Annotated in this window: 17 protein-coding genes; 11 read left to right on the forward strand and 6 right to left on the reverse strand. The window is 65.5% G+C overall.

Annotated elements, in window-relative coordinates; genetic code table 11:
• Positions 1–18 precede the first annotated feature (18 nt).
• Entirely contained in the window at positions 19–768 is a 750-nt protein-coding gene (locus M1D43_RS24140) for an SDR family oxidoreductase (protein ID WP_014527761.1), read from the forward strand.
• 30 nt (positions 769–798) lie between these two features.
• Here the strand turns inward: M1D43_RS24140 and mmsB are convergent, their stop codons facing one another.
• The 4 genes from mmsB to M1D43_RS24160 all read right to left on the reverse strand — a co-directional run bounded on the left by mmsB (position 799) and on the right by M1D43_RS24160 (position 5,502).
• The gene (gene mmsB, locus M1D43_RS24145) at positions 799–1,695 is read right to left on the reverse strand and encodes a 3-hydroxyisobutyrate dehydrogenase (protein WP_010976245.1); all 897 of its coding nucleotides are present in this window, start codon (positions 1,693–1,695) and stop codon (positions 799–801) included.
• Positions 1,696–1,741: 46 nt separating this feature from the next.
• Positions 1,742–2,812: an enoyl-CoA hydratase/isomerase family protein gene (locus M1D43_RS24150; protein WP_014527760.1), complete on the reverse strand. Its 1,071-nt coding sequence runs from the start codon at positions 2,810–2,812 to the stop codon at positions 1,742–1,744.
• A gap of 12 nt (positions 2,813–2,824) precedes the next feature.
• On the reverse strand, positions 2,825–3,967 hold the full coding sequence (locus tag M1D43_RS24155; protein WP_010976247.1) for an isobutyryl-CoA dehydrogenase: 1,143 nt from the start codon (positions 3,965–3,967) through the stop codon (positions 2,825–2,827).
• Between the two features lie 116 nt (positions 3,968–4,083).
• Positions 4,084–5,502 carry a helix-turn-helix domain-containing protein gene (locus M1D43_RS24160; protein WP_014527759.1) on the reverse strand — a complete coding sequence of 473 codons (1,419 nt, stop codon included), beginning with the start codon at positions 5,500–5,502 and terminating at the stop codon, positions 4,084–4,086.
• 153 nt (positions 5,503–5,655) lie between these two features.
• Here M1D43_RS24160 and M1D43_RS24165 point away from each other — a divergent pair, with 153 nt between their 5' ends.
• From M1D43_RS24165 to scpA, 3 genes are all read left to right on the forward strand, one after another.
• Positions 5,656–7,188 (forward strand): acyl-CoA carboxylase subunit beta, encoded by a 1,533-nt coding sequence (locus M1D43_RS24165; protein ID WP_014527758.1) that lies wholly within the window; start codon positions 5,656–5,658, stop codon positions 7,186–7,188.
• Positions 7,189–7,200: 12 nt separating this feature from the next.
• Positions 7,201–9,213, forward strand: a complete 2,013-nt coding sequence (locus tag M1D43_RS24170; RefSeq protein WP_014527757.1) for an acetyl-CoA carboxylase biotin carboxylase subunit — start codon at positions 7,201–7,203, stop codon at positions 9,211–9,213.
• 225 nt (positions 9,214–9,438) lie between these two features.
• Positions 9,439–11,577: a methylmalonyl-CoA mutase gene (scpA, locus tag M1D43_RS24175; protein ID WP_014527756.1), complete on the forward strand. Its 2,139-nt coding sequence runs from the start codon at positions 9,439–9,441 to the stop codon at positions 11,575–11,577.
• A gap of 11 nt (positions 11,578–11,588) precedes the next feature.
• On the opposite strand, the gene phnF is transcribed toward scpA, so the two are convergent.
• On the reverse strand, positions 11,589–12,323 hold the full coding sequence (phnF, locus tag M1D43_RS24180; protein ID WP_003530623.1) for a phosphonate metabolism transcriptional regulator PhnF: 735 nt from the start codon (positions 12,321–12,323) through the stop codon (positions 11,589–11,591).
• 125 nt (positions 12,324–12,448) lie between these two features.
• Here phnF and phnG point away from each other — a divergent pair, with 125 nt between their 5' ends.
• The 7 genes from phnG to M1D43_RS24215 are packed head-to-tail and all read left to right on the forward strand — an operon-like array spanning position 12,449 to position 17,644.
• The gene (gene phnG / locus M1D43_RS24185; RefSeq protein ID WP_003530625.1) at positions 12,449–12,916 is read left to right on the forward strand and encodes a phosphonate C-P lyase system protein PhnG; all 468 of its coding nucleotides are present in this window, start codon (positions 12,449–12,451) and stop codon (positions 12,914–12,916) included.
• Entirely contained in the window at positions 12,916–13,518 is a 603-nt protein-coding gene (phnH, locus tag M1D43_RS24190; protein ID WP_014527755.1) for a phosphonate C-P lyase system protein PhnH, read from the forward strand. The genes phnG and phnH overlap by 1 nt, the downstream gene beginning before the upstream one ends.
• 4 nt (positions 13,519–13,522) lie before the next feature.
• Entirely contained in the window at positions 13,523–14,629 is a 1,107-nt protein-coding gene (locus M1D43_RS24195) for a carbon-phosphorus lyase complex subunit (RefSeq protein WP_003530629.1), read from the forward strand.
• The gene (locus M1D43_RS24200) at positions 14,626–15,519 is read left to right on the forward strand and encodes an alpha-D-ribose 1-methylphosphonate 5-phosphate C-P-lyase PhnJ (RefSeq protein WP_003530631.1); all 894 of its coding nucleotides are present in this window, start codon (positions 14,626–14,628) and stop codon (positions 15,517–15,519) included. Before M1D43_RS24195 ends, M1D43_RS24200 begins: the two co-directional genes overlap by 4 nt.
• Entirely contained in the window at positions 15,516–16,292 is a 777-nt protein-coding gene (phnK, locus tag M1D43_RS24205) for a phosphonate C-P lyase system protein PhnK (protein WP_010976255.1), read from the forward strand. Before M1D43_RS24200 ends, phnK begins: the two co-directional genes overlap by 4 nt.
• A 33-nt stretch (positions 16,293–16,325) precedes the next feature.
• Complete coding sequence (phnL, locus tag M1D43_RS24210) at positions 16,326–17,033, forward strand: phosphonate C-P lyase system protein PhnL (RefSeq protein ID WP_003530635.1); 708 nt, start codon at positions 16,326–16,328, stop codon at positions 17,031–17,033.
• Positions 17,030–17,644, forward strand: coding sequence for a DapH/DapD/GlmU-related protein (locus M1D43_RS24215; protein WP_014527754.1), 615 nt, complete (start codon positions 17,030–17,032; stop codon positions 17,642–17,644). Before phnL ends, M1D43_RS24215 begins: the two co-directional genes overlap by 4 nt.
• A 150-nt stretch (positions 17,645–17,794) precedes the next feature.
• On the opposite strand, the gene M1D43_RS24220 is transcribed toward M1D43_RS24215, so the two are convergent.
• Positions 17,795–19,513, reverse strand: a complete 1,719-nt coding sequence (locus M1D43_RS24220) for a dihydroxyacetone kinase family protein (RefSeq protein WP_003536882.1) — start codon at positions 19,511–19,513, stop codon at positions 17,795–17,797.
• Between the last annotated feature and the right edge of the window lie 16 nt (positions 19,514–19,529).

A 19,529-nucleotide genomic window follows, 5' to 3' on the forward strand; every position in this document is an offset into this window, starting at 1 on the left:
GGCAAGCGAAGGAAGGCCATGTTCGATCTCAGCGGCAAGACAGCTCTGGTTACCGGCGGCGGACGCGGCCTCGGCCTGGAGATGGCGAAGGCGCTTGCCGGGGCCGGCGCCTGGACGGTGATCAACGGCCGCAGCGGCCAAGGTCTTGAAGAGGCACGCAAGCGGCTCCAAGGCGACGGCATCGAGATCGGGATTGCGGCCGGCGACATAACCCGCGACGCCCCGGCGATTATCGCCGCCGCAGTCGAAAAGACGGGCGGGCTCGACATTCTCATCCACGCGGTCGGCGAACGCGACCGCCGCGGGACGGAAGCGATGGAACCGCACGAATTTGCGGCTCTGTTGAACACCGACCTGACCGCGGCCTACGCCGTGGCAAAGACCGCCCTTCCCTATCTCAGGCGTTCCGCGGCCGGGCGGCTGATCTTCGTGACCTCGATCGCCGCCTTTGCGGCGCGGGCCGGCGATCCCGCCTATACGGCGGCGAAGGGCGGGCTCGCCGCATTGACGCGCTCGCTCGCGGTCGAACTCGGCGCCGACAATCTCACCGTCAACGCGATCGCGCCCGGCTGGTTTGCAACCGAGACCAATGCGCATCTCGCAGCCGATCCGGCGCTCAAAGCCTTCGTCGACATCCGCATTCCGCTGAAGCGCTGGGGGCGGCCGGAGGAGATCGCCCCCGCCGCCGTCTTCCTAGCCTCGCCGGCCGCGAGCTTCGTCAACGGAATCACGCTCACCGTTGACGGCGGGATGACCGTGCAGATGTGAGCACGGTGCGTGCCGGCAACCGGGGGAGCCCTACCCCTCTTTCGCCTCCTCGTTCCCCCTGAGCAGGTGGATCAGCGCCGAGAAATCCTCTGCCCCGTGGCCGAGCTTCTCGAAGAGGCTGTAAAGCTGCGTCGCCTGTGCACCCATCGGCGTCGCCGCGCCGCTGGCGCTGGCGGCCTGCTGCGAGAGTTTCAGGTCTTTCAGCATGAGGCTCGCGGCGAACCCCGGTTTGTAGCCGCCATTGGCAGGCGAGGTCGGAACCGGGCCGGGCACCGGGCAATAGGTCGTCAGCGACCAGCACTGGCCCGACGAGGTAGAGGCCACGTCGAAGAGCGCCTGATGCGAGAGGCCGAGCCGTTCGGCGAGCACGAAGGCCTCGCAGACCGCCGCCATGGAAACGCCGAGAATCATGTTGTTGCAGATCTTCGCCGCCTGGCCGGCGCCGGCGTCGCCGCAATGGACGATCTTCTTGCCCATGGCTTCGAGCAGGTGCTTGCCGCGCGAGAAGGCGCCCTCGCTCCCTCCGACCATGAAGGTCAGCGTAGCGGCCGCCGCGCCCGCCGTGCCGCCGGAAACCGGCGCGTCGAGCGAAGGGCAGCCGGCCTTTTCGGCAAAGCCGTGCACCTTGCGCGCGCTTTCGACATCAATCGTAGAACTGTCGATCAGAAGCGTGCCGGGATCGACGAAGCCGAGCAGTTCGTCCCACACGTAAAGGACATGCGCGCTCGCCGGCAGCATGGTGATGACGCATTCCATCTCACGCACGGCCTGGGCGATCGAGCCGGCGACCGAGACGCCCGTCTTGGCGGCGGCATTGCGCGAGGCTTCCGACAGGTCGAAGCCGGTTACCGCGTGGCCCGCCTTCACCAGATTGGCGGCCATCGGTCCGCCCATGTTGCCAAGCCCGATAAAGGCGATCTTCGTCATCGTGCCTCTCCTCCTCAACTGAATCCTGTCGCCAACTGCCCGCGCCTTATTCCTTCCCGGCGAAGAGCGGCGCGCCGTCATTCCTCCCGAAACGGGCGAGCAGCTCGGGGGTAACTTCCGAAAGCCCGACCGACCATTTCGGATTCCGGTCCTTGTCGATCACCGCGGCCCTGACGCCCTCGTAGAAATCCGGATTGGAAAGCATGCCGAGGGTCGCGGCATATTCCCGCTCGAGGCATTCGTTGAGCGTTGCGCTGGAGCGCCCTGCCCTTAAGAGCGACAGCGTCAGCTTGAGGCTGATCGCCGATCGGGTCTTCAGGAGTTCGAGCGTCTCGCGCGCGAAATCCGACTCGTCCTTCTCCAGCGCCGCGAAGATCTCCTCCACGGCATTGAAGGCGAAGCAACGGTCGATGACGAACAGGTGGTCCAGCAGGGCCGATGCCGGGGGCTCGCTCGAAACGGCGCGGATCGCCGCCGAAACGTCATCGGCGGTGGCCGAACCGGAAAGCGAGGAGAGCGCGCCGAGGAGCTCGCCAATCATCTCGGAGGGAACGAAACTGTCGGCGAGCCGCGCATGGATGACCGCCGCCGCACCGATATCGCGGCCCGTCAGCCCGAGATAGGTACCGAACTCGCCGGGCGCGCGCGGCAGGAGCCAGGTCGCGCCGACATCGGTGAAATAGCCGATCCCCGTTTCCGGCATGGCAAAGCGCGTCCTCTCGGTCACGACCCGATGGCTGCCATGGGAGGAAACGCCGACGCCGCCGCCCATCACGATCCCGTCCATGATCGCGATATAGGGCTTGGAGTAGGCTGAAATTCGGCTGTTGACGATGAACTCCTCGCGCCAGAACTGCGCACCTTCCCCAGGCCGCTCGCGGCCGCTTTCGTATATCATCCGGATGTCGCCGCCGGCGCAGAGGCCCCGTTCGCCCTCGCCCGTGACAAGCACTGCGGCAATCTCCGGGTCGCGCTCGAATTCGGTCAGCGCCGCAGCGATCGCGCGGATCATCGTGCGATTGAGGCTATTCAGTGCGCGCGGACGGTTGAGCCGCAGCCTGCCGATCGCGCCCTGGCGCTCGACAATGACCTCCGGAAGCGTGGTCTGCATCTCCATCGAAAATCCTTCCTATTTCCGTCCCATGATCGCACGCGACACGATCAGCCGCATGATCTCGTTGGTACCTTCGAGTATCTGGTGCACCCTCAGGTCGCGGACAATCTTCTCGACGCCGTAGTCGGCGAGATAGCCGTAGCCGCCATGCAATTGCAGTGCGTCATTGGCGACAGAAAAGCAGCGATCTGTGACAAAACGTTTGGCCATGGCGCAGAGCTTCGTCGCCTCCGGGTCCGCCGCATCGAGGGCGCAGGCCGCCCGCCAGAGGAAGGTCCGGGCGATTTCCAGATCCGTCGCCATGTCGGCGAGGCGGAACTGCAGCGCCTGGAATTCGCCGATCGCCTTCCCGAAGGCCCGGCGTTCCTGGACATAGGCGAGCGCTTTGTCGAAAGCGGATTGCGCGCCGCCGAGCGAGGCGGCGGCGATACTGAGCCTTCCGCCATCGAGGCCGGCCATGGCGATCCTGAAGCCCTCGCCCTCGGCCCCCAGGCGGTTCTCGACGGAAACGCGAACATTGTCGAGCATCACCGCCCGCGTGGGCTGGGCATGCCAGCCCATCTTCTTCTCATTGGCGCCGAAGGTGAGCCCCGGAGCGTCCTTCTCGACGACAAATGCGGAGATCCCCTTCGGCCCCTCCTCGCCCGTGCGAGCCATGACGATATAAAGGCCGGACTCGCCGGCACCGGAAATGAACTGTTTCTGGCCGGTAAGCAGATAGGCGTCACCCTCGCGCACCGCCCTTGTCTTGAGCGCGGCCGCGTCCGAGCCGGAGCCGGGCTCCGTCAGACAATAGCTCGCCAGAACGTCCATCGTGAGAAGCGGCGGAAGCAGGCGCCGGCGCTGCTCATCCGTGCCGTAGCGGTCGATCATGCCCGCGCACATGTTGTGGATCGAAACGAAGGAGGCGATCGCGGGGCAGCCGGTCGCGAGCGCCTCGATGATCATTGCCGCGTCGAGGCGGGTAAGTCCCGTTCCGCCGACGTCGTCGCGGATATAGATCCCCGCCATTCCGAGCGCAGCCGCCGCGCGCAAAGTCTCCACCGGAAAATGCTTCTGCTGGTCCCAGTCGACGGCGTGGGGCGCGATCTCGTCCCGCGCAAAATCGAGCGCCATCGTGCGGATGGCCTCCTGCTCCTCCGACAGGCGAAAATCCATATGCATGTCCTCCCTGACCCGCATAGTGATGGTGTATGGCCTAGTTACAATAAATGCCGTACAGGCACAGGCGTAAATTCTCACAGTATCTGTTCAAAAACGAACAGAGCGGGAGTTCAGCTCTCACTCAGACGATACGGCAGAGCGCCGCGCATGTCATGATCGACGATCAGCTTACGCTTGAGCGGCGGCACCGCACGGCTCGCGCATCTGGTGCGCTCGCAGATGCGGCAGGAAATTCCGATCGGATCGTAGGCGGCGCGGTTGCCGAGGTCCATGTCGTCCGCATAGACGAAGGCGTCGGCGTAGGAGATTTCACAGCCGAGCGCCAAGGCGTAACGGGGATGGGCGGCGCGGTAGCCGCCGCCGCCTTTGGTGATCTGGGTCGCAAGACAGAGATAGCGCACGCCATCCGGCGTCTCCGCAAGCTGGCGGATGATCCGGCCGGGCGTCTCGAAGGCCTGGTGCACGTTCCAGAGCGGACAGGCCGCACCGAAACGGGCGAATTGCAGCTTGGCGGCGCTGTGGCGCTTGGTGATGTTGCCGGCCCGGTCGATCCGCGCGAAGAAGATCGGAATGCCTTTCTGCCCAGGCCGCTGCAGCGTCGAAAGCCGATGACAGACCTGCTCCAGCGAGGCACCGAAACGGGCTGCAAGAAGCTCCACGTCGTGGCGCAGATCGCGCGCGGCTTTCAGGAACGGCTGATAGGGCAGGATCAGCGCGCCGGCGAAATAGTTCTGGAGGCCGATTCGACAGATTTCATAGGCTTCCTCGGTGCGGAAGCCGGCGCTTCCCGCGACACGGTCGATCTCCTCGCGGGCGTGCATCTGGGCGATCTGCAATGCGAGCTGGAAGTCGCGCGTCGCCGCCGGCGCGTAAGGATTGAGCGTGAGTAGGCGGGCGCGGGGATCGAAACGGCGGATCGCCTCGTCGCCCGCTGCCCCGCGCACGACACGTATCCCGTGGCGCGCTTCCAGATAGGTGGCGAGGGCCGCGTGGTTGTCGCCATCGCCGAGACCGAGCTCACCCGCGAGCGTCTCGGCAAGCGTATCGATCTCGTGGATGTAGTTGTCGACGAAGTGGAAGAAGTCGCGCACCTCTTCATAGGGCGTCGTCTCGACGAAGGAAGCGCCGCGGCCGATCGTGTCGTCGATGCTGGCGAGCTGCTCGCTGTTGCGCCGATAGGCCTGGTGGCAGGAGATCAGCGCATGGGCGAGCCCCGGCGCATTCTGGGCGACGAGCTTCAGCTCCTGCAGGCTCGGCGAATAGGTCTCGAACAAGGGATCGCTCAGCGCCTCCGACAGCGCCGAGAGAAGCCGGTCGCTTTCGCCGGAAGAAAGCTCGGCGATGTCGATCTGGAACTTCTCCGCGAGTGCCAGCAGCACCGCCGCCGATACGGGACGCTGATTGTTCTCGATCTGGTTGAGATAGCTCGTGGAGATGCCGATGCGCTCGGCGAACTGCCCCTGCGTCAGCCGCTTGCCATCCCTCAGATCCCTGACCTTGCGGCCGATATAAAGCTTGCCGATCGCCATGCTCGCAGCCCGTTTCGCAATTTTGCAATTTGCGCTTCGCAATATTGTATGTTTCACCTTTGCACATGATCGGCCGTTTTTCCATCCGCCCTTCGGCGCTATTGCGAAGGTCGGCAAGCCTCTGCACAATCAGCAAAAAACGGGAGGAGAGCGATGCGCGCGGTACTTGAACAGGTGGAAGCCCGACGGGCCGAGGCGCGGGCGGGGGGCGGCGAACGCCGCATCGCTGCGCAGCACGGCAAGGGCAAGCTGACGGCGCGCGAGCGCATCGACGTGCTTCTGGACGAGGGCTCCTTCGAAGAATACGACATGTATGTGACGCATCGCAGCGTCGATTTCGGCATGGCTGGCCAGAAGATCCCCGGCGACGGCGTCGTCACCGGCTGGGGCACGATCAACGGCCGCCAGGTCTATGTCTTCAGCCAGGACTTCACGGTCCTCGGCGGCTCGCTTTCCGAGACGCATGCCCAGAAGATCTGCAAGATCATGGACATGGCCGCGCGCAACGGTGCGCCGGTGATCGGCCTCAACGATTCCGGCGGCGCCCGCATCCAGGAGGGTGTCGCCTCGCTCGCCGGCTATGCCGAGGTCTTCCGCCGCAATGCCGAGGTTTCGGGCGTCATTCCGCAGATCTCGGTGATCATGGGCCCCTGCGCCGGCGGCGCCGTCTATTCGCCGGCGATGACCGACTTTATCTTCATGGTGCGCGACAGTTCCTACATGTTCGTGACCGGTCCCGACGTCGTGAAGACGGTCACCAATGAGATCGTCACCGCGGAAGAGCTCGGCGGCGCCCGCACGCACACGACGAAATCCTCCGTCGCCGACGGCGCCTACGAAAACGACATCGAGGCCCTCGAGCATGTGCGCCTGCTCTTCGATTTCCTGCCGCTCAACAACCGCGAGAAGCCGCCGGTCCGGCCCTTCCATGACGATCCGGGACGCCTAGAGATGCGCCTCGACAGCCTGATCCCGGACAGTGCCGCCAAGCCATACGACATGAAGGAATTGATCCTCGCCATCGCCGACGAGGCCGATTTCTTCGAACTGCAGGCAAGCTTCGCCCGCAACATCATCACCGGCTTCATCCGCATCGAGGGCCAGACGGTCGGCGTCGTCGCCAACCAGCCGATCGTTCTCGCCGGCTGCCTCGACATCGACTCCTCGCGCAAGGCCGCGCGTTTCGTCCGCTTCTGCGACGCCTTTTCTATGCCGATCCTGACGCTGGTCGACGTGCCCGGCTTCCTGCCCGGCACCGCCCAGGAATATGGCGGCGTCATCAAGCACGGCGCCAAGCTGCTCTTCGCCTATAGCCAGGCGACGGTCCCCATGGTGACGCTGATCACGCGCAAGGCCTATGGCGGCGCCTATGACGTCATGGCGTCCAAACACATCGGAGCCGACGTGAACTACGCCTGGCCGACGGCTGAGATCGCCGTGATGGGCGCCAAGGGCGCGACCGAGATTCTCTACCGTTCCGAACTCGGCGATCCCGCGAAGATCGCGGCCCGGACGAAAGAATACGAAGAGCGCTTCGCCAATCCCTTCGTCGCCGCCGAGCGAGGCTTCATAGACGAGGTGATCATGCCGCACTCCTCCCGCCGTCGCATCGCCCGCGCGTTCGCCTCCTTGCGCAACAAGCAGGTCGAGACCCGCTGGCGCAAGCACGACACCATCCCGCTTTGACGGGAGAACCCGATGGGACACATGTTCAAAAAGATCCTCATCGCCAATCGTGGTGAAATCGCGTGCCGCGTCATCCGCACCGCGAAGGCTCTCGGCATTCCGACCGTCGCCGTCTATTCGGATGCCGACCGCGACGCCATGCATGTGCGCATGGCGGACGAGGCCGTCCATATCGGCCCATCCCCATCCAGCCAATCCTACATCGTCATCGAGAATATCCTCGCGGCGATCCGCAGGACCGGGGCCGATGCCGTTCACCCCGGCTACGGCTTCCTCTCCGAAAACGCCGCCTTCGCCGAGGCTCTCGAGAAGGATGGCGTGACCTTCATCGGCCCGCCGGTCCGGGCGATCGAGGCGATGGGGGACAAGATCACCTCCAAGAAGCTCGCCGCCGAAGCGGGCGTTTTCACCGTTCCCGGCCATATGGGGCTGATCGAGGATGCGGACGAGGCCGCGCGCATCGCCGCTGAGATCGGCTTTCCGGTGATGATCAAGGCTTCCGCCGGCGGCGGCGGCAAGGGCATGCGGATCGCCTGGAACGAGCGGGAGGCACGCGAGGGTTTCCAGTCGTCCAGGAACGAGGCGAAGAGCTCCTTCGGCGACGATCGCATCTTCATCGAGAAATTCGTGACCGAGCCCCGCCACATCGAGATTCAGGTGCTCGGCGACAAGCATGGCAATATCCTCTATCTCGGCGAGCGCGAATGCTCGATCCAGCGGCGGAACCAGAAGGTCATCGAGGAGGCGCCCTCGCCCTTTCTCGACGAGAAGACGCGCCGCGCCATGGGCGAGCAGGCGGTCGCCCTGGCAAAGGCCGTCGGCTATCACTCGGCCGGCACCGTCGAATTCATCGTGGACGCCGGCCGCAACTTCTACTTTCTCGAGATGAACACCCGGCTTCAGGTCGAGCATCCCGTGACGGAACTCGTCACCGGCCTCGATCTGGTCGAGCAGATGATCCGCGTCGCGGCCGGCGCGAAATTGGCTTTCGCCCAGAAAGACGTGAAGCTCGACGGCTGGGCGATCGAAAGCAGGCTCTATGCGGAAGACCCCTACCGCAATTTCCTCCCGTCGATCGGCCGGCTGACGCGCTATCGCCCGCCCGAGGAAGGCACGCAGGCGGACGGCACCGTCATCCGCAACGACACAGGCGTCTTCGAAGGCGGCGAGATCTCGATGTATTACGATCCGATGATCGCCAAGCTCTGCACCTGGGGACCGGACCGGCTGACGGCGGTCCGGGCGATGGCGGACGCGCTCGACGCATTCGAGGTCGAGGGCATCGGTCACAACCTGCCCTTCCTCGCAGCCGTGATGCAGCAGGAGCGTTTCCATGAGGGGCGGCTGACCACCGCTTATATCGCCGAGGAATTTGCCGGCGGTTTCCACGGGGTGGCGCTGGACGATGCATCCGCACGCAAGCTCGCCGCCGTCGCGGCGACGGTCAACCAGACGCTCCAGGAGCGCGCCAGCCGCATTTCGGGCACCATCGGCAACCACCGCCGGGTCGTCGGCCATGAATGGGTGACGAGTCTCGATGGTCACGAAATTCAGGTCACATGCGAGGTTTCCGCCGACGGCACCTATGTCCGCTTTGCCGACGGGACATCCGTTTCCGTCGCAACCGACTGGGCGCCCGGCCGCACCCGCGCCGCCTTCAACATCGACAATCAGCCCATGAGCGTGAAGGTCGAGCTCGCCGGCCCGGGCATAAGGCTGCGCTGGCGCGGGATCGACGTCGTTGCACGGGTCAGAAGCCCGCGCATTGCCGAACTCGCCCGGCTGATGCCGAAGAAGCTGCCGCCGGACACCTCGAAGATGCTGCTCTGCCCGATGCCCGGGGTGGTGACATCGATCACGGTCAAGGCCGGCGAAACGGTCGAGGCCGGACAGGCGATCGCCGTCGTCGAGGCGATGAAGATGGAGAATATTCTGCGGGCGGAAAAGCGTGCGATCGTGAAGCGCGTGGCGATCGAAGCCGGCGCGAGCCTGGCGGTGGACGAGTTGATCATGGAGTTCGAGTGATGGGAGGAACTGGGCGCGTCGCCTTTCCGACTTGCCCCTCTCCTCGGGCTTAACCCGAGGACTAACCCTCTCCCCGCATGCGGGGAGAGGGGACTTCGTCAGCGCGGCAGACCCCTTCTCCCCGCTTGCGGGGAGAAGGTCCCGGCAGGGGGATGAGGGGCTGGCGCCCGGAACCGGCAGCAGGATGAGCGGCCCACCATCGCACGGAAGCTTGGAGTGGAACCAATGACCGAAAAGACCATCAAGGACTGGGAAGACCTCGCCGAGAAGGAACTCAGGGGCTCCCCCGAAAGCCTCGTCTGGCACACGCCCGAGGGCATCGACGTCAAGCCGCTCTATACGAGCGACGACATGTCCGGCATCGGCCATCTGAACTCGCTCCCCGGCTTCGAACCGTTCGTGCGCGGCCCGCGCGCCACCATGTATGCCGGGCGGCCCTGGACTGTCAGGCAATATGCCGGCTTCTCGACGGCCGAGGCGTCCAACGCCTTCTATCGCAGGAACCTCGCCGCCGGCCAGCAGGGCGTTTCGGTCGCCTTCGATCTCGCCACGCACCGCGGCTATGACAGCGACCACCCGCGCGTCCAAGGGGATGTCGGCAAGGCCGGGGTCGCGATCGACTCGGTGGAGGACATGAAGATCCTCTTCGACGGCATCCCGCTCGACAGGATTTCCGTCTCGATGACCATGAACGGCGCGGTGATCCCGATCCTCGCCTCCTTCATCGTTGCCGGCGAGGAACAGGGCGTCAGCCGCGACAAGCTCTCCGGGACCATTCAGAACGACATCCTCAAGGAGTTCATGGTCCGCAACACCTACATCTATCCGCCGGAACCCTCGATGCGGATCGTCGCCGATATCATCGAATATACGGCGAAGGAGATGCCGAAGTTCAATTCGATCTCGATCTCCGGCTATCACATGCAGGAGGCCGGCGCGACGCTCGTGCAGGAACTCGCCTTCACCCTCGCCGACGGGCGCGAATATGTGCGTGCAGCACTCGCCAAGGGGCTCAACGTCGACGATTTCGCCGGCCGGCTCTCCTTCTTCTTCGCGATCGGCATGAACTTCTTCATGGAGGCGGCGAAGCTGCGCGCCGCGCGGCTCCTCTGGACGCGGATCATGCAGGAGTTCAAGCCCGAGAAGGCGTCCTCGCTGATGCTGCGGACCCATTGCCAGACGTCGGGCGTCTCGCTCCAGGAACAGGACCCCTACAACAACATCGTCCGCACCGCCTTCGAGGCGATGTCGGCAGTGCTCGGCGGCACGCAATCGCTGCACACCAATTCCTTCGACGAGGCGATGGCGCTTCCGACGGATTTCTCCGCCCGCATCGCCCGCAACACGCAATTGATCCTGCAGCACGAGACCGGCGTGACGAAGGTCGTCGATCCGCTTGCCGGCTCCTATTACGTCGAAAGCCTGACGAACGAGCTTGCCGAAAAGGCCTGGGGCCTGATCGAGGAAGTGGAGGCGCTGGGCGGCATGACGAAGGCAGTCAATGCCGGCCTGCCGAAGCGGCTGATCGAGGAGGCCGCGACCCGGCGCCAGGCGGCCGTCGACCGCGCCGAGGAGGTCATCGTCGGCGTCAACAAATACCGGCTCGAGAACGAGCAACCGATCGACATTCTCCAGATCGACAACGCCGCGGTTCGGACGGCACAGGTCAAGCGCATCGAGGAGACCAGGCGGCGCCGGGACTCGCAGAAGATGAAGCAAGCGCTGGACGCGCTGGCCGATGTGGCGCGCAGCGGCAAGGGCAATCTGCTCGCCGCCGCGGTCGAGGCTGCCCGGGCGCGCGCCACTGTCGGTGAAATCACCGACGCCATGCGCGAGGCTTTCGGCGATTACACCGCCATTCCGGAAGTCGTCACCGATATCTACGGCAAGGCCTATGAAGGCGATCCGGAACTCGGCGTTCTCGCCGGGCGGCTCGGCGAAGCGACGAAGCGCCTCGGCCACAAGCCGAAGATCATGGTAGCCAAGCTCGGCCAGGACGGGCACGACCGCGGCGCCAAGGTGATCGCATCCGCCTTCGGCGATATCGGCTTCGATGTCGTCGCGGGCCCCTTGTTCCAGACGCCGGAGGAAGCTGCCGATCTGGCGCTCGCCGAAGAGGTCACCGTTATCGGCGTTTCATCGCTTGCCGCCGGGCACAGGACGCTGATGCCGCAACTTGCCGAGGCACTGAAGAAGCGCGGCGGCGAGGACATCATCGTCGTCTGCGGCGGTGTCATCCCCCGGCAGGACTATGATTATCTGATGGAGAACGGCGTCGCCGCCGTCTTCGGACCCGGCACCCAGGTGCTCGACGCGGCGCGCGCCGTGCTGGACCTGATCGAAGGCAAGCGGCGAAACGTGTAAACCGGCCGAGTTCAAGTCTCGATCCGGAGCTTCATCCGGTCGGCTGCAAAGCGCGTTCGCGAATATTCGACCGGGCGGCCTTCTAGATCGGCGTTGACCGATTGCGTCTCCATGACGATCGCCCCCGGCGATAGTTTCAGAAGCGAGAGTTCCTCTGCCTCCGCGTGCCGCGCGACGATCTCCGTCGAGACCCGGACGTAGTCGTCGAGCCCATGCGCGGCAAAGGCCTTGGTGACCGAGCCGAGCTGCGCATATTCCTCCGCCATCCTCGCAAAGCGCTCGGCGGGGTAGTAGCTGACCGCCGTCGAAAGCGGCCGCCCGTCGCCGCTGCTGACGGTGCTGAGCTCGATGAGAGGGGTGCCTGGGGGAACGCCAAGCGCAGTGGCGATTTCGCCGCTTGCCGGCACTTGGGCGTGCCCCAGGAGCTCGGTTCCGATTTCTCTCACCTGGCGGCCGAGACCCTGCGAGAAGCGAGTGCGCCGCGAGATCGGATAGCTCACGCGATCCTTGCGCTCGATCATCGTGCCGCGCCCCTGCACCGCGCGCACCAGACCTTCTTCCGCGAGTGCGGCCAGCGCGCTGCGGACGGTGTGGCGATTGACGCCGAATTCCGCCGCAAGGGCCGTCTCCGGCGGCACCATGCCGGTGGCGTCATAGTCGCCATTGCTGATCGCGAGCCGTATCCTGTCGGCAATCTGCCGCCATAGCGCCACGCCCATCTGCCGTTCGACGACCTTCGCCACCATCTTCTTCGCCCCGCTTCTTCGCCGCCAGTTTCTTAGCAAATGTCACAAGCCTGTCATTTGCGAAGGTTATGGAAAGGTATAAGATGTATAGTTGTCTAGATCAATAGACATTTTGGAGTGAGATGATGGACGCAGCGAAGACAAGTGACGATGCAGGCGTCGCTCAGCGCCGGGAAGGCATGCGGCTGCTGGCGCGCGCGACGCTCGGCGAACTTTCCTTGGCCTGGGACGCGATCGACGACAAGCCGGAGGTCGCGCCGGTGCGCGGTCCGGAAACCGGGCTCGTCATGGTGCGCGGCAAGATCGGCGGCGGCGGCGATCCTTTCAATCTCGGCGAGGCCACCGTTTCACGCGCCACCGTGCGGCTTTCGACCGGCGAGGTCGGCCATGGGCAGCTGCTCGGCACCGACAAGGCACGCGCCCGCCTTGCCGCGATCTTCGACGCGCTTTTTCAGAGCGCTGCGCATCGCGCAAGCGTCGAGGCGCTGCACGAGCAGGTGGCCGCTCGTCTCGATGCGGAAGACCGTCGCAAGGCCGAGGAAACGGCCGCGACCCGCGTCGACTTCTTCACCATGGTCCGCGGAGAGGATTGATGACCGCCCAATCGCAAATCTATAGCGGCGCCTTCGCCGATCCCGTCTTCGAGGCGCAGTCCGTGTTCCGCAGCCTGATGGACTGCTTCGCCCGCCCGGGCATCATCGGCCGGCTGTCCACTGCTGCAGCCCCGCCGGCGCCACTCGGAGAGGCAAGCGGAGCTGTCGCGCTCACGCTCTGCGACCATGACACGCCGGTCTGGCTATCGCCGGCGCTCTCCAAATCCTCGGCGCCGAAGTGGATCGCGTTTCACACCGGCGCCGGCGTCACCGACACGAAGGACGAGGCCCGCTTTGCCTTCTTCGAGAAGGGCGCGGCCGTGCCGGGCTTCGACCAGTTCGCCCTCGGCACCCAGGAATATCCCGACCGTTCCACCACGCTCGTCGTCGAGGTGGAAGCGCTCGAAGGCGGGCAGCCGCTCATCGGTCGGGGACCGGGAATCAAGAACGGGATCGTCATCGCACCGAAGGGTCTGCCCGACGTGTTCCTCGACCTCTGGGCCGCCAACCGGGCGATCTTTCCGCGCGGCATCGATCTCGTCCTGACGGCGCGCGAGGCAGTGCTCTGCCTGCCGCGCACCACCAAACTCGAGCGGGAGTAAGCGCATGTATGTAGCCGTCAAGGGCGGAGAAGCCGCCATTGCCAATGCTCACCGGCTGCTGGCCGACCGCCGGCGCGGCGACCGGGCGCTGCCCGCGATCACCATAGATCAGGTCGTCGAGCAGCTCGGGCTCGCGGTCGACCGCGTGATGGCCGAGGCCTCGCTTTACGACCGTGCGCTTGCGGCGCTTGCCGTGCGCCAGGCGCGCGGAGACATGATCGAGGCGATCTTCATCCTGCGCGCCTACCGCACCACCCTGCCGCGCTTCGGCTATTGCGAACCGGTCGACACCGCGAAAATGAAGGTCGAGCGGCGCGTCTCGGCGACCTACAAGGATCTGCCCGGCGGCCAGCTTCTCGGCCCCACCTTCGACTATACGCACCGCCTTCTCGACCCGTCGCTGATCGGCGAAGAACCGGTCGATGAGCCGGTGCTCAAGGAGCCGGGCGAACATGTCATGCGCGTCTCCGACATTCTCGACGGCGAAGGCCTGATCGAGGGCGACGGCAAGATGCCGGAAGGCCACGTGGCGGGCGACCTCACGCGCGAGCCGATGGAATTTCCGATGGCGCGCGATCTCCGCCTGCAGGCGCTTGCCCGTGGCGACGAAGGATTCCTGCTGGCGCTCGCCTACTCCACGCAGCGCGGCTATGGCCGCACGCACCCCTTCGTCGGCGAGGTCAGGATCGGCGAGGTCGAGGTCGAACTGGAGCTGCCGGAGCTGGGCTTTGCCGTTTCGCTTGGGGTCATCCGCGTTACCGAATGCCAGATGGTCAACCAGTTCAAGGGCTCGTCCAGGCAGCCGCCGCAATTCACCCGCGGCTACGGGCTCGTCTTCGGCCAGAGCGAGCGCAAGGCGATGTCGATGTCGCTGGTCGACCGGGCGCTCCGGACCGACGAATTCGACGAGGACATCGTCGCTCCCGCCCAGGATCAGGAATTCGTCATCTCGCATGCCGACAACGTCCAGGCGACCGGCTTCGTCGAGCACCTGAAGCTGCCGCATTACGTCGACTTCCAGGCCGAGCTCGACCTGGTCAGGCGCATGCGCCGGGAACACGACGCCGCCCAGGCCGGCGGCAAGGACGGCATGAAGGAGGCCGCCGAATGAACGACCTCGCAACTTACAACTTCGCCTATCTGGACGAGCAGACGAAGCGGATGATCCGCCGCGCGATCCTGAAGGCGATCGCCATTCCCGGCTATCAGGTGCCCTTCGCCTCGCGCGAAATGCCCATGCCCTATGGCTGGGGTACCGGCGGCGTGCAGGTGACCGCCTCCATCCTCGGGCCCGACGACGTGCTCAAGGTGATCGACCAGGGCGCCGACGACACGACGAACGCCGTTTCGATCCGCGCCTTCTTCCAGAAGGTCGCCGACGTCGCCGTCACCACGAGGACGACGGAGGCGACGATCATCCAGACGCGCCACCGCATTCCCGAGGAGCAACTGCGAGAGGGGCAGACGCTCGTCTACCAGGTGCCCATTCCGGAACCCCTGCGCTTCCTCGAGCCGCGCGAAACCGAGACGCGCAAGATGCATGCGCTGGAAGAATACGGGCTCATGCATGTGAAGCTCTACGAGGACATCGCCCGCAACGGCCATATCGCCACGACCTACGCCTATCCGGTAAAGGTCGAGGGCCGTTACGTGATGGACCCCTCGCCGACGCCGAAATTCGACAATCCGAAGATGCATATGTCGGAGGCCCTCCAGCTCTTCGGCGCCGGCCGGGAGAAGCGCATCTATGCGGTGCCGCCCTATACCGAGGTCGTCAGCCTCGATTTCGAGGATCACCCCTTCGAGGTCCAGAAATTCGACAAGCCCTGCGCCCTTTGCGGCGCCGAGAACGTCTATCTCGACGAGGTGGTGCTCGACGACAAGGGCGGGCGCATGTTCGTCTGCTCCGACACCGATCATTGCGAGGATCGCCGGGCGCACGGCCATGCCGGCGCCATGCTCGCCCCCGCCGCGAAAGAAAGCCAGGAGGCTGCAGAATGAGCGCCGTGCCGCTTCTGAAAGTCAGTGACGTTTCGAAATTCTATGGAAGCCGCATCGGCTGCCGCAACGTCTCCTTCGAGCTCTATCCGGGCGAGGTGCTCGCCATCGTCGGGGAATCCGGATCGGGCAAGACCACGCTGCTCTCCTGCCTCTCGACCCGGCTGATGCCGACATCCGGCATCGTCGAATATCACATGCGCGACGGCCAATACCGGGACCTCGCGCGCATGAGCGAGGCCGAGCGGCGCTTTCTGATGCGCACCGATTGGGGCTTCGTTCACCAGAACCCGGCGGACGGGCTGAGGATGACGGTTTCGGCCGGCGCCAATGTCGGCGAGCGTTTGATGGCGGTCGGGGACCGGCACTACGGCAATATACGCGCGGCGGCAGGCGACTGGCTGAGGCGCGTGGAAATCGAAGAGGACCGGATCGACGATCAGCCGCGCGCCTTCTCCGGCGGCATGCGCCAGCGCCTGCAGATCGCCCGCAATCTGGTCACCTCGCCCCGCCTCGTCTTCATGGACGAGCCGACCGGCGGCCTCGACGTCTCGGTGCAGGCACGCCTGCTCGATCTCGTTCGCGGGCTCGTCCACGACCTCGGCCTTGCGGCGGTCATCGTCACCCACGACCTCGCCGTGGCACGCCTCCTTTCGCATCGGATGATGGTGATGAAGGACGGCGCCGTCATCGAGCAGGGTCTGACCGACCGGGTGCTCGACGATCCGCGCGAGCCCTACACGCAGCTCCTCGTTTCCTCGATTCTTCAGGTGTGACGCATTGACAATGCGCAACGGAAAGTAAAGACCATGCCAACTCCCCTCGTTGTCTCGGAAGTCGCGAAAAGCTTCACCATGCACCTTCGCGACGGCGTGCGCCTGCCGGTGGTCGCGAATGTCTCCTTCTCGGTGAAGGCCGGCGAATGCGTCGTGCTCGGCGGCCCCTCCGGCGTCGGCAAGAGCTCGATCCTCAAGATGCTCTACGGAAATTACGGCGTCGACGAAGGCCAGATCCTGGTGGAACATGACGGCCGCCTGGTGAACCTCGCGACGGCCGAGCCGCGCACCGTGCTCGAGGTGCGCCGCACGACGCTCGGCTATGTCAGCCAGTTTCTGCGTGTCGTGCCGCGCGTCTCCGCCCTCGACATCGTCGCCGAGCCCTTGCAGGCACGCGGTGTGGCGGCGACGGAAGCGCGGGAGCGCGCGGCCGAGCTGCTTTCGAGGCTCAACCTGCCGAGGGAACTCTGGGCTCTGCCGCCGGCCACCTTCTCCGGCGGCGAGCAGCAGCGGGTCAACATCGCCCGCGGTTTCATCACCGACCACAAGATCCTGCTCCTCGACGAACCGACGGCGTCGCTCGACGCGAAGAACCGCGCCGTGGTGGTGGAAATGATCGCCGGGAAGAAGGCGGCCGGCACGGCGCTGATCGGCATTTTCCATGACGAGGAGGTGCGCGAGGCGGTCGCCGATCGCATCATCGACGTCTCGGAATTCTCGCCGAGGAAATACGCCGCATGAGCCAGAAACTCGGCCTCGAACCCACCATCCATCCGACTGCGAGCGTCGTGAACTCGACCCTCGGCCGCTACACCGAAGTCCAGGAACGCTCGCGCCTCGACGAGGTCGAGTTCGGCGACTATTCCTACATCATGCAGGACGGTTCGATCTGGTGCGCGACGGTCGGCAAATTCGTCAACATCGCCGCGGCCGTGCGCATCAATGCCACCAACCACCCGACTTGGCGGGCGACGCTGCATCATTTCACCTATCGCGCACCTATGTACTGGGACGATGCGGAGCCCGACCACGATCTCTTCGCCTGGCGGCGGCAGAACCGGGTGACGATCGGCCACGACGTCTGGATCGGCCACGGCGCTACGGTCCTGCCCGGCGTGAGCGTCGGCAACGGAGCCGTGATCGGCGCCGGCGCCGTCGTCTCCAAGGACGTCGCGCCCTACACGATCGTCGGCGGGGTCCCTGCGAAACTCATCCGCGACCGCTTCACGGCCAGGATCGGCGAAGCCATGGACCGGCTCGCCTGGTGGGATTGGGATCACGCCAAGCTGCGCCACGCGCTGGACGATTTCCGGGAACTGACGGCGGAGGAGTTTCTTGTGCGGTATAGTTAGGCGCCGCGCATATGATACCCCTCATCCCGCTGCCGCGACCTTCTCCCCGTTTCGACGGGGAGAAGGGACAAGCCGCAGACCCTTAAGTCCCCTCTCCCCGCAGGCGGGGAGAGGGCTAGGGTGAGGGGCAAATCCGCCGCCGCAAGCGTATCAACCCGCCGCAGCTTCCCTCAAAAACGCACCCGCGACCCGTGCCACCAGCGCCAGCGAGACCGCACCCGCATCCGGGTGGCCGATGCTCTTTTCGGCCAGCGGCCGCGCCCGGCCGAGTTTCGGGGTCAGCGCGGAGGTCGCATCGGCGGCCTCTTGTGCGGCCTTGGCCGCCGCATCCCAGGCTTCGACAAGCGGCCTGCCGGCGGCGGATTCCCTTTCCAGCGTCTCCACGAAAGGCACCAGCGCGTCGACCAGCGTCTTGTCGCCCACGCGCGCGCGGCCGAGGCGCGTGACGCCGTCGAGTGCGAGGCGGGAGCCCTTCACGATCGCCGCGTCGCTCACCTTATCCTCATCGCTGAGGGCATTGCTCCAGGAGCGCAGAGCCAGGCCCCAGATGGCGCCCGAGGTGCCGCCGGCGCGGTCCGCCCAGGCGTCGCCCGCGGCAGCAAGTACGCTTGCAGCCCCTGCCCCCGCCACGACCGCGGTCTGTGCTGCGTCGAATGCGGCGGCAGAACCGCGGCGCATGCCCTGGCCGTGATCGCCGTCGCCGGCAAAGGCGTCGATGCGGCCGAGCTCCTCTTCCGCCTCCTTGAGCGCCTCGGCAATATTGCCGATCAGCCGGGCGATGCATTTGCCGCTTTCCTTCGAGGCGTCCGATGCAGGGCCGAAAGACTGCGGTCCGTCGGCGTCTACGATCTCGTCGGTCGCCGGTTCGGCGGCAATGATCACGCCCTTGCGCAGCACCGGCGCATCCGTGGGCGCGCGCCAGAGCGCCTCCAGCTCTTCGTCCAGCCAGAGAAGGGTGAGCGAGCAGCCCTGCATGTCGAGGCTGGTGACGAATTCGCCGCATTCGGGGTCGACGATTTCAAGACCCGCGTCATTGAGCTGTCTGGCGACCGCCGTCCAGAGCACGAAGAGTTCTTCATATTTGGTCGAGCCGAGGCCGTTCAGCACGGCGGCCACCTTCCTGGAGCCCTCGGGGCGCTCGGCAAGAAGCTTGCCGGTAAGGAGCTTTGCGAGATCGCTCGCCGTCGCGATCGTCTCCTCGCTGACGCCCGGTTCGCCGTGAATGCCGAGCCCGAGCGCCATCTGGCCCTTCGGCACGGTGAAGAGCGGGCCGGCAGCACCCGGAAGCGTGCAGCCGCCGAAGGCGACGCCGAAGGATACCGTCCGATCATTGGCATGACGCGCGAGCCGTTCGACCTCGTCGAGCGACTTGCCGGCTTCGGCTGCCGCGCCGGCAATCTTGAAGACGACGAGGTCGCCGGCAATCCCGCGGCGCTTGGCAGACGTTTCCGCGGGCGCACTCGCCACGTCGTCGGTCACCGGCAGGATGCGCACGTCGATGCCTTCGGAGCGAAGCCGTTCGGCAGCAACCCCGAAATTCAGGACGTCGCCGGCGTAATTGCCGAAGCCGAGAAGCACTCCGCCGCCCTGGTCGGCATGGCGGCAGACGCGGGCTACCGCGGCAGTCGAGGGCGAGGCAAAGACATCGCCGGCGACCGCCGCGTCGGCGAGCCCCGGCCCGACATAACCGGCAAAGGCCGGGTAATGTCCCGAGCCGCCGCCGACCACGACGGCGACCTTGCCCTTCGGCACCTTGGTCGAGCGCACGACGCCGCCCTTCACCAGGCGGACGTTGCGCTGATAGATCGCTGCGAAACCGGCGAGTGCGGTCGTGGCGAAATCTTCCGGAGCGTCAAAGATCGTGGTCATCGCTTCAATGTCCCCT

The organism is Ensifer sp. R1-3 (assembly GCF_056739175.1).

Coding starts and splice junctions, on each gene's coding strand:
- mmsB (WP_010976245.1), bottom strand. CDS start 1,695: ATGACGAAGATCGCCTTTATCGGGCTTGGCAACATGGGCGGACCGATG.
- M1D43_RS24160 (WP_014527759.1), bottom strand. CDS start 5,502: ATGGCGATCGGCAAGCTTTATATCGGCCGCAAGGTCAGGGATCTGAGG.
- M1D43_RS24150 (WP_014527760.1), bottom strand. CDS start 2,812: ATGGAGATGCAGACCACGCTTCCGGAGGTCATTGTCGAGCGCCAGGGC.
- M1D43_RS24215 (WP_014527754.1), top strand. CDS start 17,030: ATGAGCCAGAAACTCGGCCTCGAACCCACCATCCATCCGACTGCGAGC.
- M1D43_RS24165 (WP_014527758.1), top strand. CDS start 5,656: ATGCGCGCGGTACTTGAACAGGTGGAAGCCCGACGGGCCGAGGCGCGG.
- phnH (WP_014527755.1), top strand. CDS start 12,916: ATGACCGCCCAATCGCAAATCTATAGCGGCGCCTTCGCCGATCCCGTC.
- M1D43_RS24155 (WP_010976247.1), bottom strand. CDS start 3,967: ATGGATTTTCGCCTGTCGGAGGAGCAGGAGGCCATCCGCACGATGGCG.
- phnK (WP_010976255.1), top strand. CDS start 15,516: ATGAGCGCCGTGCCGCTTCTGAAAGTCAGTGACGTTTCGAAATTCTAT.
- M1D43_RS24195 (WP_003530629.1), top strand. CDS start 13,523: ATGTATGTAGCCGTCAAGGGCGGAGAAGCCGCCATTGCCAATGCTCAC.
- M1D43_RS24170 (WP_014527757.1), top strand. CDS start 7,201: ATGGGACACATGTTCAAAAAGATCCTCATCGCCAATCGTGGTGAAATC.
- M1D43_RS24140 (WP_014527761.1), top strand. CDS start 19: ATGTTCGATCTCAGCGGCAAGACAGCTCTGGTTACCGGCGGCGGACGC.
- scpA (WP_014527756.1), top strand. CDS start 9,439: ATGACCGAAAAGACCATCAAGGACTGGGAAGACCTCGCCGAGAAGGAA.
- M1D43_RS24220 (WP_003536882.1), bottom strand. CDS start 19,513: ATGACCACGATCTTTGACGCTCCGGAAGATTTCGCCACGACCGCACTC.
- phnL (WP_003530635.1), top strand. CDS start 16,326: ATGCCAACTCCCCTCGTTGTCTCGGAAGTCGCGAAAAGCTTCACCATG.
- phnF (WP_003530623.1), bottom strand. CDS start 12,323: ATGGTGGCGAAGGTCGTCGAACGGCAGATGGGCGTGGCGCTATGGCGG.
- phnG (WP_003530625.1), top strand. CDS start 12,449: ATGGACGCAGCGAAGACAAGTGACGATGCAGGCGTCGCTCAGCGCCGG.
- M1D43_RS24200 (WP_003530631.1), top strand. CDS start 14,626: ATGAACGACCTCGCAACTTACAACTTCGCCTATCTGGACGAGCAGACG.